General features: G+C 37.0%; 10 protein-coding genes. 9 read left to right on the top strand and 1 reads right to left on the bottom strand.

Annotated features, from left to right (window positions below; genetic code table 11):
* From tsf to ACE3RB_RS18975, 9 genes are all read left to right on the top strand, one after another.
* The coding region (gene tsf / locus ACE3RB_RS19015; RefSeq protein WP_374465662.1) for a translation elongation factor Ts at positions 1 to 689 on the top strand (689 nt) is incomplete at its 5' end.
* Positions 690 to 919: 230 nt separating this feature from the next.
* The gene (locus ACE3RB_RS19010; protein ID WP_374465661.1) at positions 920 to 3,760 is read left to right on the top strand and encodes a gliding motility-associated C-terminal domain-containing protein; all 2,841 of its coding nucleotides are present in this window, start codon (positions 920 to 922) and stop codon (positions 3,758 to 3,760) included.
* Positions 3,761 to 4,068: 308 nt separating this feature from the next.
* A complete protein-coding gene (locus ACE3RB_RS19005) occupies positions 4,069 to 5,013 on the top strand; it encodes an IgGFc-binding protein (RefSeq protein WP_374465660.1) in 945 nt (314 codons plus the stop codon).
* 33 nt (positions 5,014 to 5,046) lie between these two features.
* Positions 5,047 to 7,383: a T9SS type B sorting domain-containing protein gene (locus ACE3RB_RS19000; RefSeq protein ID WP_374465659.1), complete on the top strand. Its 2,337-nt coding sequence runs from the start codon at positions 5,047 to 5,049 to the stop codon at positions 7,381 to 7,383.
* A 200-nt stretch (positions 7,384 to 7,583) separates the two neighbouring features.
* The gene (locus ACE3RB_RS18995; RefSeq protein WP_002976224.1) at positions 7,584 to 8,378 is read left to right on the top strand and encodes a hypothetical protein; all 795 of its coding nucleotides are present in this window, start codon (positions 7,584 to 7,586) and stop codon (positions 8,376 to 8,378) included.
* 290 nt (positions 8,379 to 8,668) lie between these two features.
* Positions 8,669 to 9,433: a DUF6759 domain-containing protein gene (locus ACE3RB_RS18990; RefSeq protein WP_374465658.1), complete on the top strand. Its 765-nt coding sequence runs from the start codon at positions 8,669 to 8,671 to the stop codon at positions 9,431 to 9,433.
* 96 nt (positions 9,434 to 9,529) lie between these two features.
* Positions 9,530 to 10,207 (top strand): tRNA (guanosine(46)-N7)-methyltransferase TrmB, encoded by a 678-nt coding sequence (gene trmB / locus ACE3RB_RS18985; RefSeq protein WP_374465657.1) that lies wholly within the window; start codon positions 9,530 to 9,532, stop codon positions 10,205 to 10,207.
* Between the two features lie 20 nt (positions 10,208 to 10,227).
* A complete protein-coding gene (locus tag ACE3RB_RS18980; protein WP_374465656.1) occupies positions 10,228 to 10,929 on the top strand; it encodes a DUF6759 domain-containing protein in 702 nt (233 codons plus the stop codon).
* Between the two features lie 6 nt (positions 10,930 to 10,935).
* Positions 10,936 to 11,373, top strand: coding sequence for a DUF6759 domain-containing protein (locus ACE3RB_RS18975; RefSeq protein ID WP_374465655.1), 438 nt, complete (start codon positions 10,936 to 10,938; stop codon positions 11,371 to 11,373).
* Between the two features lie 156 nt (positions 11,374 to 11,529).
* Here the strand turns inward: ACE3RB_RS18975 and rpsB are convergent.
* Positions 11,530 to 11,873, bottom strand: a 344-nt coding sequence (gene rpsB / locus ACE3RB_RS18970; protein ID WP_374465654.1) for a 30S ribosomal protein S2, incomplete at its 5' end; no start/stop codon positions are given.

Below are 11,873 nucleotides of genomic sequence, written 5' to 3'. Positions count from 1 at the left end.
AGAAAGTTGCTGCTAACAGAGCTGACAGAGAGTCTACTGAAGGTGCAGTAATCGCGAGAGTAAACGAAGACAACACTTTAGGTGCTGTAATCTCTTTAAACTGTGAAACTGACTTCGTTGCTAAAAATGAAGCGTTCATTGAGCTAGCTTACGAATTAGCTGAAATGGCAATCTTCGCTGCTACTAAAGAAGAACTTTTAGCTACTGACTTCCACGGAATTACTGTTGCTGAGAAATTAGTTGAGCAAACAGGAGTTATCGGTGAGAAAATTGAAATCGGTTCTTTCGAAAGAATCCAGGGAGCTTTCTTAGGAGCTTATATCCACGCTGGAAACAAAATTGCTGCTATCACTTCTCTTTCTGCTAAAGTAGACGGAGCTGACGAAGTTGCTAAAGCTGTTTCTATGCAGGTTGCTGCAATGAACCCAATTGCTCTTGACGAAAACGCTGTTTCTCAGGAAACTATTGACAGAGAATTAGAGATCGAAAGACACAAACTTACTGAAGAAGGTAAGCCTGCAAACATTATCGATAACATCCTTAAAGGTAAAATGCAGAGATTCTACAAAGACAACACTTTGGTACACCAGGACTTCATTAAAGACGGAAGTATCTCAGTTGCTGATTATGTAAAATCTGTAAACGCAGACTTAAAAGTAACAGGATTTGTAAGAGTAAGCTTAGCTTAATCAATCTTTCCAAAAAAATATTGAATCCCGGTGAACTTCACCGGGATTTTTTATTCTTAACACCTTTAATTACAACAATTCAGCTTATATATTAAATCCAAATTACCAGTTTCATACCCAATATAGCTTTTAGTTAAAAATTGAGGGCATTTTTTTTAACATTTATTTAAATTTTATTAAAAGTAATTCATTTTTTATTTTATTTTTGTAGAAATCCTAATTCCATACACATGAAAAGATTTCTACTCAGTCTGGTATTAATTTTTTTGACAATTAATACACTCTTTGCACAAAGGGATACCGAGCATTGGTTTGCTCCGATGGCTGCAAATTCATCTGCTCTTTCAAGCCCTCAGCAAGCTTTATATTTTTCCACGGATTCTTCAACTCCTTTCCCGGTAGAAATATATAGCAATAATTTATTATTAGGAACAGTAACAATCAGTAATGGTAATCCTCAGGTATTCCCTATTACGACTGCCACAATGATAACGTCAAACAATTCTGAAAAATTCACTCCCATAGGTAAAGGACTTTACACTAAAGGTACAAAGCCATATTTTGTGAATTTCAGGTTTAGTGTTACCAGCCATGGGGAAATATTAACCTCTAAAGGCAAGGCCGGTATTGGAAAAAAGTTTTATGCTGCAGCCACTCCAATGACCGGACAAACAACCCCATTTCTAAATTTTACTGCTGGAATTTTAGCAACAGAGGACAATACCCACGTAACAGTATCAGGGTACGACGCAGGTCTCCAATTCTCTAATAGCACTACCGGGGCAAGCAATCCAACCATGAACTTTACCCTAAATAAAGGTCAGGCATATATCATTGAAGGACTTCAGAATAATGGAACAAATGCTACAGGATTTATAGGCGCTAAAATAGAATCTGACAAACCTGTTTCACTTACCAACGGAAATTTTAATGGTCAGTTTGCTCTTCCCGGCAATAAAGGAAGCGGATCAGATATTGTCATGGACCAATCTGTACCCACAGACCGGTTAGGAAATGAATTTGTGCTTGTAAAAGGAAATGGCGGCATCACAGATGGGGATGAGGATGCCATCGTTATTGCTACGGAAAATAATACCGAGGTATACGTAAATCGAGGGACCACTCCTATTGCAACACTTAATGAAGGCCAATGGGTACGTGTATGTGAAGGTCCTAATGGTACATTTGTTAATAAATACATCGACCAGGGAAACGGCCACTATAATATGCATATCAAAACATCTAAAAATGTTTATGTATATCAGCTTTTGGCAGGAATCGACAATTATACGGCAACAGAAGGATATAACTATATTCCTCCATTGAACTGTTTTCTTCCAAGAAAGATCAATGAAATATCAATGGTTAATATTTTGCCGCCAACCATCAATACTGTCAAGTTAAATATTCTCACAGAAGCAGGAGCCACTGTTACGGTAAACGGAAATCAACTTCCTGCTGCCCAGGGACCTTATCCCGTTACAGGAACTACAAATTGGGTATCTTACTCAGTTCCTAATGCAACAGGAAATATTACTGTTATTTCTACAAAAGCTGTTACCGCAGGAATTGCAGGAGGAAGCGGAGCTGTAGGGTACGGAGGATACTTTGCAGGATTTTCCTCTATTCCTGTGATTGCCAAACAATCGGGAGAATGCGTTCCCGGTATTGTTCTGGAAGTAGATGACGGCTATGAAACCTATCAGTGGTATCGCGACGGAGTAGCTATTCCTGGGGCAACTACTTATACTTACACACCCACACAGTCAGGAAACTATACCGTAAAAGTAACAATGGGTACGTGTCCGCCTGTGACAACTCCAATCTATAAAGTACAAAACTGTTTAAAAGAAACAACTCAGGCATTAAATGCTTGTTCTACAAAAATTATAACCCCTACATTTACTTCTTCCACACAAACGGTGGTTCCAAGTACAGTAGTAATTTTAACCCCTCCTACAAAAGGGACAGCTGTAGTAAATCCAAACGGAACAATCACTTATACACCTAATCCCGGATATTTAGGCCCGGATAAAATAGTTTATAAATTCTGCGGAAACTCAGTTGAGTTTACAGATTGTGAGCAGGTGACATTAAACCTTACTGTAGTACCATTCATTGTTACGGACACATCTATTAAAGCCTGCTGGTATGATGTAGCACCTTATGCTTATTTCGATCTTACGAAAGCTAAGGTAACAGATTATAACGCTGTTGTAAAAAAATACTACCGTACCCTGAATGATCTTACTGCAGGGATCAATGAAATCACAACTCCGGAAAACTTCCCATCAACAGGAGGATTTGTATATGTAAAAGTAACAACTGCCGAAGGATGTACGGCAAATGCGAAAATTGAACTGATTGTACTTCCTATCAAAAAGTCCCCGGTACTTGTAGATCAGTATATCTGTATGGATGCAAAAACTAATCTGGATGCTGGTCCAGGATACGATTCGTACCAATGGAGCACTGGTGCTACCACTTCAGGTATCAGAGATGTAGGTGTTGGAGAATATACAGTAATTCTTGGTAAGAGCGGATGTTTCCTTACACAGACAGTAAAAGTTAAAAAAGTTGAAGATCCGGTAATCCAAACCGTTGAGATCAACAACAATACAGCAACTGTAATTGTAAACGGCGGTAAAGCTCCTTACAAATATGCAGTTGACGGAACTGCTAACTGGCAGGATTCAAATACTTTTACGGGTTTGACAAGAGGACAGCATACTTTTTATGTAAAAGATTTTTATAACTGTACCCCTATTGCTGTAGAACTTACCATTCCTAATCTGTTAAATGCCATTACCCCTAATGGAGATAATGTAAATGATTACATTGATTACAGTGAGCTTGCTTATAAAGAAAACCTAAGCTTTGTAGTGTATGACAGATATGGAAATATGGTATTCACCGGAAACAGATTCAATAACTACAGATGGGACGGAAAACACTTTGATAAGAAATTGGGAACAGGAACATACTGGTATCATATTACATGGAATGAATCCAATAAGGAAAAGACTCCAATAAAATATACAGGTTGGATTCTTGTTAAGAACAGAGAGTAATAATTAAGTTTAAAACTATATTTAATAAGCCACGGTTGTATAATCGCGGCTTATTTTTATTTCAGTTCTCTGATTAAATTTATTTGTTAGATAATACTAAACATAAAAATAATATAGATTTAATTTATTTTTAACCACAATTTCAAAATCATGTTTTTTTATGCCATTTTCAAAAATTTAATACTTTTTATCACTAAATTTGTGATAAAGACTACCGCTGAATGAAAAAAATTTTATCTTTTTTGTTTATGTTTTGCATTTTCACCTCTGCTTTTTCCCAATTGGACCGAGAGCATTGGTTTGCCCCCATGATAGATAGAACAGTTTCTTCCACACCCTATCAGAAGTTGTATTTATCTACCAACAGAACAACTCCTTTTCCAGTGAGTATTTATAACAATAATGTTCTCATCGGAACAGTTAATATCAGTAAAAATAACCCTCAGAAATTTGATGTATTAAGGAATTATATTATCACCAAACTGCAGACGGATTTATTTACACCAACAACCAAAGGATTATACCTTAAGGCAGAATTTCCTTTTTATGCCAATTTAAGATTTTCAGTCTTCAATCATGCAGAAATAATTACTTCCAAAGGAATTCCCTCCACTGGGCAAAAATTCTATGCAGCTTCTGCTCCTATCACTGTGAGCAATGGTATTCTGAACTTCATGACCAGTGTACTCGCAACTGAAGATAATACAACTGTTACCATTTCCGGATATAGCCCTACTGTTCAGTTTTCAAACGGAATGACCGGAGCTACCAATCCAACAATAACTTTTACTTTAAATAAAGGACAATCATATATTATTGACGGAATCGGGAACATAGCTGGAAACTCTGATGGCTTTATTGGTTCAAAAATTACTTCAAACAAGCCCGTTAATGTTACTAATGGAAATTTTAACGGGCAATATGCAGGAAACTTTCCATCCAGTTCAGATATTTTAATGGACCAGTCAGTACCTGTCAACAGGCTTGGAAATGAATTTGTACTTGTAAAAGGTAACGGCCCGATTGGTTCTCACATGGAAGGAGCCATTGTAATTGCTACTGAAAACAATACCCAGATCTTTGTCAATAATGAAATCCTTCCTATAGCAACTATTAATGCCGGAAAATATTTTGTTATTCCTGATTCCAAATATATTCTTCAGGGAAACGGACATTATAATTTATATCTCAAAACATCTAAAAACGCTTATGTTTACCAAATTTTAGCAGGAGCTTCAAATACAGGAAACTAAACAGCTACCGGAGGATTCAATTTTATTCCGGCTTTGAACTGTTACCTTCCGAAACAGATTAATGAACTGGGGCTTATCAATGAAAACTTTGTTCATTCCAATGGTAACCCCGGAGGGATTCTGAACATTCCAACAAAACTAAACATTATTACTGAAAGAGGAGCTAACCTTACAGTAAACGGCGCCAATCCTCCTGCGTTTACCGGACCTTATAATATGACAGGTACCACCAACTGGGTTACTTACGGGATCCCCAATGTAACAGGGAATATTACTATAGTTTCAGACAAGGCAATTATGGTAGGAATTACCGCTGGCAGTGATGCTGTAGGGTATGGAGGCTTTTTTGCAGGTTTTCCTACGCAGCCTGTTATTTTACAATCTGGCGGTGGCTGTATTCCTGGAGTAGTTCTTACTGTGGATCCACTCATCTATGACACCTACCAATGGTACAGAAACGGTACCATTATTCCTGGAGCTACTGCTTCTTCTATCACTCCTACAGTACCGGGGTATTATACCTGCTCTGTAACAATGGGCAGTTGTGCACCTTTAGTCACTGAGCAGTTTAAAGTTCTGAACTGTACAAAATTATCCAATATATCATACAATGTTTGTAATGCTAAAACTATAATCCCTGCATTCAGTAGTTCATCACAGACTCCGGATCCCGGCACTGTAGCAATTACAACGGCACCTTCTCTGGGTACAACTGCTATAAACCCCACTACAGGCGCTATTACTTACACTGTTAATAATCCTAGTATACCAGGAACAGATACATTTACGTATACATTCTGCGGAAATGATCCTGACTTTCCAGATTGTGAAACGGTAACTGTCACCATCAATATTCAGACTCTGTCAGTAACAAATACAACATTACATGCCTGTGATATCAACGGACAGGGAACCTTTGATCTGACTACAGCAAATGTTAGTAGTGGTTCTCCTGTTACTATTACATATTATCCTACACTTGTAGATGCTCAGAATGAAAATGCCGCAGCATTAATAACCAATGCAACAGCTTACACCGCACCTAATGGCACAATCATATATGCAGTTGTAAATAACAATATTGGCTGTAAGAATATTGCACAAATAACATTATCTCTTTTCAATAAAGCTATTATTCTCGACAACTACAACGGGGTTTTCTGTGATGATAATCTGGACGGAACAGTTACTGTTACGCTTTCCAATATCACCCCTGTTGTACTTAATAATCCAAATTATTTTACCAATGTAAGATATTATGCAAATCTTGCTGATGCCAACGCCGGAAACAATAATACACTCCCTAACAACTGGAGTTATACAGCTACTACTACGATTTACATCAGAGTAGATTCTCCGGATGGATGTGCTTCTGTAATCAAACCATTACAGTTCAGTATCGGAGCCAGATTAGCACTCATTACCAACACTGTTACAGAAAGCACCTGTGATGATGACCTGGATGGAACAAAAAGTGTCAATTTAGCTCAGTTTATTCCTCAGTTTACACTGGATCCGGGTGTTACTTTCACTTTCCATTCTACTTTAGCAGATGCCCAGAACAATGTAAATATGGTTTCATCACCTGTTAATATTACAAATTCACAGACTTATTACATCCGTTTTGAAAAGAATGGGGTTTGCCCGGAAGTGGGCACTCTTAAAATAAACATTAAAGTTCCTAAAAAATCGGATATATTAAAAGATAAAACTATTTGCCCTAACACCACTACGAAACTTGATGCCGGACCTGGTTTTGAAAGATACCTGTGGAGTACTGGCGCTACTACGCCTTCCATTACGAATGTTCCTCCAGGAAGTTATTGGGTAGAACTTACCTTTAATGGCTGTGTATATAAACAGTATGTAAACGTTACAGAATTACCCCTTCCTATGATTACGTCTATTGAGATTGACGGGGCAACAGTAAAAATCGGGGTAAGCGGTGGCACACCTCCTTATCAATATTCATTGGATGGCGTGGTATGGCAGAGTTCCAATGTATTCTACAATGTTCCCAGAGGAGCTCACAATGTATTTGTAAAAGATTCCAGAATGTGCGAAGATGTTAAGAAATCATTTGCTGTCATTAATCTGATTAATACAATTACTCCGAACGGAGATGGCCATAATGAAGGAATAGATTACTCTGCCTTAATGAAGAATGAAAATCTGGTATTCCGTATTTTCGACAGATATGGTGCGGAGGTCTTCAGAGGAACTCCTGAAAACAGATATACATGGGACGGAAGAGTCGGCGGCAGATATGTTCCTACAGCAACTTACTGGTACTTTATCACCTGGACAGAATATGGCTCTACCCTACTGGTAAAATACTCCAGTTGGCTGTTGGTAAAACATAGGCAATAGCAGAAAGCCGGAAGAAAAGAGTAAAGTATCTCAGTAGCTTTTTCTTCCGGCTTTTTTACTTAAATCTTCCATTTTTTAAATGAATGGCAAATTTCTAACACTCCTTAACAATTAAATCCCAAAGTTTAATATAACTTTAACCACTATTCTTCATCTAACAAGACAGAATTGCTTTATTTCTATGTAATTTTGCGCATTATATGAAGAAACTGTTTACTCTACTGCTATTGGTTTTTCTGGCAAAAATTAATGCACAAATATATTCCGGCGAGGTATTTCTGAGAGACAACTCTATTTTATATCTCAATCAGGTTTATGTCACAAACCTGAATACACAGAAAACCGTTCTTACGGACTACAATGGTAATTTTAATATTCCAGCCAACGCAGGGGATGTAATCCGGTTCACCTCTATTGTTACCGAAAGAAAAGATATTAAGCTGACTCCACAGTTAATGCAACAAAAAAACCTTGTTGAGCTTAAAATCGCGTATTATGAAATTCAGGAAATTGTTCTCAGCAGATTCAAGCCTACAGGGAATCTCCGGTATGATGTAAACGCTTTAAGAAAAGAAGACAAAGCGTATGCGCTTAAGAAAGTAATTGGTCTTCCTGAACCGAAAGGTGACGGCACACCTCCTGAACTTCCTGTTGCCGGACTGAGAGACGGAGGCCTTACCTTCAGCCTTGAAAGTATCTATGACATCCTTTCCGGGGAGAGAAAGAAAAAACAGCGTTATCAGGCTTATGAAAGAATGAACAGTTCTGTAGCACAGATCAAAAACTATCTGGGAAAAGACTATTTTGCGAAATTTAAGATTCCTGAAAACCTGATTGATAATTTCCTTCAGTTTGTTTATACTTCTGAAAATATTCAGGCTTATGTATTGGCTGGCAATTTTGAAGCAATAAAAATTCCTATTGAAAAATATCTTCCGATCTATCAGAAAAGACTTAGAAGCTCTCATCTTCAAGAGGTTGTAAGCAGCAACTAGAAGTTCGGATAAAATAATACAGAAATATTTAATAATCCATGTTCATCACATGGATTATTTTTTTCAAACAACCGGAAAATGCCTTCCAAAGCCCTATCACAACACATATAATATGAATTATTCAACTTTTACGATATATAATTCTTCATTATTCAAAAATATGTTTAATTTTATCTCACAAACAAGTGTTTAAAATAAAAATACCGGATATTTCGTTATCCAAATAAAAACTAATCAATCAAAGCACAAATTAAAGGAGGAGCACCGAATATCTAATTTAATATCAATTAATGAAAAAAGTACTTTTACTTCTTAGCTGCATGTTTTTATTTACTGTATCTGCCCAAAAAAAAGGGAAAGACTACAGTGATATTCTGAAAAGTAAAAATATCTATGAGATCAATGCCTTTCTGAGAGATGCTCATCCTGATGATCCCCGCAGATCTGTCCTGAAACCAAGGGTTATGGAAATGATGAAAGAATACATCAAAAATGCACATCCTGCCGATCAGAAAGTAAAAGATATGCAGGAAATGCTTGCCATGCTGAGAAGAAGGCCCTCTACAAAGATTACCTTTGATGAAATGAACGCTATCATCAAACAAAAACAGATTGCGAAATACAAGGCTGAACTGGCAGCAAAACAACCTACAACGGTCTATACTCCAAGTAATGCCCAGAATACATTTGTTGTAAATGCAGCAGCTAATACAGCAATTCCCAATGCAGAAGCCGAAGAATTCAACATGCTCATGGCAGTATCTCCGGTAGAGCATAAAAACAGAACCGTAAAAATCCTGAATTCTTTATTCGACAATGATCCTAATGCCAAGGAATGTATTGTTATGATTCAGAATAAATCTGATTGTAATATTATTGTCAGAATTGAAGGCGTGGGAACCACCAGGTACAGACTGGCAGTTCCGGCCCAGGGTGAAGGTTCTATTGTTGTGGAAAAAGGCCAGTATCTTTTCACCAGCCTGGTTTGCGGAGCTCAATATGCTTCACAAAAAACCATTGAAAGACCTATCATGGTGGCATTAGGAAGTCATTAATCTTAATTCTAGCTGAAGTATCTTCCTGTCTTTTACCTTCAAAAGACAGAGATTCTCCATAAATTTTTAGTATTTTTGCACTCATTTTATAACTCAATGGGCAAGAATAAATTAGCAAGATTTGCAGAAAACAAAATATTACCAAATGTAATCCAACCTACAAGAGAAGATGCCTTAAACGGGTTCGAACTCAGAGGGAAATGGAGAGAAGATTTTTTTAAGAACGATAATCCAATCGTTTTGGAATTAGGATGTGGAAAAGGCGAATATTCTGTAGGACTCGCAAAAGCATTTCCTGAGAAAAACTTCATCGGAATTGATATCAAAGGCGCAAGATTCTGGTTCGGTGCTAAAGAAGCCGTAGAAAACAATATGAATAATGTTGCTTTCCTGAGAACCCAGATTGAACTTGTTGACTATTTTTTTGCTGAAAATGAAGTGGACGAAATCTGGATTACGTTCCCTGATCCGCAGATCAAATTCAAAAGAACAAAACACAGATTAACCCATCCTGACTTTTTGAACCGATATAAAAAATTTCTAAAACCTGGTGGTATCATCCATCTGAAAACGGATTCAGAGTTTTTACATGGCTATACATTAGGTTATTTACAGGGAGCCGGCTATGAAATTATCAGTGCTCACCACGACATCTATGGAGCTCCGGAATATGATCCCAACACGGAACATCTGAGAGATATCAAAACTTATTATGAAGAACTCTTTTCAGCTAAAGGAAAAACTATTACTTACATCAAATTTCGGATAAGCTGATGAAATAAAAATAACAATTGATGAAAAAAAAACTTTTAACCGTTTTATTTTTAATCTTCACATTTCTGTTCCCCAATCTGATATCTGCACAGAAAAAAGGAAGTAAAGACATCCTGAAAAGCACTGATATCAAAGAAATTGAAGAATATATTAAGAACGCTCATCCTGACGACCCGAAGAAAAGCGTACTGAAACCCAAGCTCATTGCCTTAAAAAATGCGGAATGGACAAAAGGTGCCCGTACAGCCAAACCTATGGAGGCAAGGCCTGTTATCTCCGATATTCCTAAAAGTATCATGAGAAACCCTAATTCAGATGATGCTGAAGAGTTTAAAAAGCTTATCGCAGAAAATTCTGCTGAACATAAGGAAAAAACAGTGAAGCTTCTGAACGCAATGTTCAATGAAGATATTACGCGCAAAGAGGCAATACTCTTATTTAAAAATAATTCAGATTGTAATATTGTATTAAGGGTTGAGGGAAAAGATTATTATAACCTCGCGGTTCCTGCTCACGGGGAAAATTTTATTGTTATCAATAAAGGTTCATACACGCTCAGCAGCAATATCTGTGATATAAAATACTTCTCCCAGAAAGATATTAAAAAAAGTATATTTGTAACGGTGGACAGCCCGAAAACGGCCGAAACAGAAAGCAGTATAATCAAAAAGGATGAGGTTCAGAAAAAGAAGCCATCAAACAAAAGAAAAATCAAAAAATAAAATAGTATGAAAAAACTATTAGTTTTTGCCGGAGTTTCAATAATCTTTGCCGGCTGTAATGTAAATTACGGCGGTTATCCGGGAAGAACCTCCTATCCTGCCGGTAGTTCAACAGGCAACAGAGCCAATACAGAAAGAGAGTATAATGAACTTATAAAGACCTACAAACCGGAAACAGCTGAAGTTCTTAACGATCTTCTTAACAATGATGATCCAAAGAACCCCAGGACTTCCATTTCAGTTGAAAACAAATCACCATGCAATATGGTTCTTACAATAAGCGGAAATAATTTTTTCAAGAAAATACCTATTGGTGCCGGGAAAATAGGATATACAATGGTTGCAAAAAATCAGAATTACAGATTATCGGGAGTCTTGTGCAACTCTACTTACCAATCTACAAAATTTATAACCACTTCTTATTCTATAAAACTTTCAAACTAAATACAACCTGCAGGATTCTGTAGGTTTTTATTTTTAACGAAGAGATTAAGCTAATACATCTAAAGTACCCTAAGACGACTTATAATTCCGATATAAACAATAAAAAAACGCTGGACCTAAATCCAGCGTTTTTCCTATATTAAAGAAAATCTTCAATTATTCTGCATCGAAATCAGCATCTGTATCAGCAGATACTTTTTCTCCTTCTTCTTTAGATTTTTCTTTATCAGCTTTTCTTTGAGACTGACCTTCTTTGATAGATTCAGAAACTACGCTAAGGATCATATCAATAGACTTGGAAGCATCATCGTTTCCTGGGATAACGAAGTCAACTTTTCTTGGGTCAGAGTTTGTATCAACGATACCGAAAACTGGAATACCTAGTTTCTTAGCTTCAGTTACCGCGATGTGCTCTCTTAAGATATCAACTACAAATACAGCAGATGGAAGTCTAACCATGTCAGCGATAGAACCTAAGTTCTTCTCTAAGTTAGCTCTTT

The sequence above is a fragment of the Chryseobacterium sp. genome, from assembly GCF_041914225.1.
Taxonomy (GTDB): Bacteria; Bacteroidota; Bacteroidia; order Flavobacteriales; family Weeksellaceae; genus Chryseobacterium.
This window is presented reverse-complemented; position numbering and strand designations above follow the sequence as displayed.

Bases quoted from the DNA above. Each gene is read 5' to 3' on its own strand.
- ACE3RB_RS18975 (WP_374465655.1), top strand. From the start codon at position 10,936: ATGAAAAAACTATTAGTTTTTGCCGGAGTTTCAATAATCTTTGCCGGC.
- ACE3RB_RS18990 (WP_374465658.1), top strand. From the start codon at position 8,669: ATGAAAAAAGTACTTTTACTTCTTAGCTGCATGTTTTTATTTACTGTA.
- ACE3RB_RS18995 (WP_002976224.1), top strand. From the start codon at position 7,584: ATGAAGAAACTGTTTACTCTACTGCTATTGGTTTTTCTGGCAAAAATT.
- trmB (WP_374465657.1), top strand. From the start codon at position 9,530: ATGGGCAAGAATAAATTAGCAAGATTTGCAGAAAACAAAATATTACCA.
- ACE3RB_RS18980 (WP_374465656.1), top strand. From the start codon at position 10,228: ATGAAAAAAAAACTTTTAACCGTTTTATTTTTAATCTTCACATTTCTG.
- ACE3RB_RS19005 (WP_374465660.1), top strand. From the start codon at position 4,069: ATGATAGATAGAACAGTTTCTTCCACACCCTATCAGAAGTTGTATTTA.
- ACE3RB_RS19010 (WP_374465661.1), top strand. From the start codon at position 920: ATGAAAAGATTTCTACTCAGTCTGGTATTAATTTTTTTGACAATTAAT.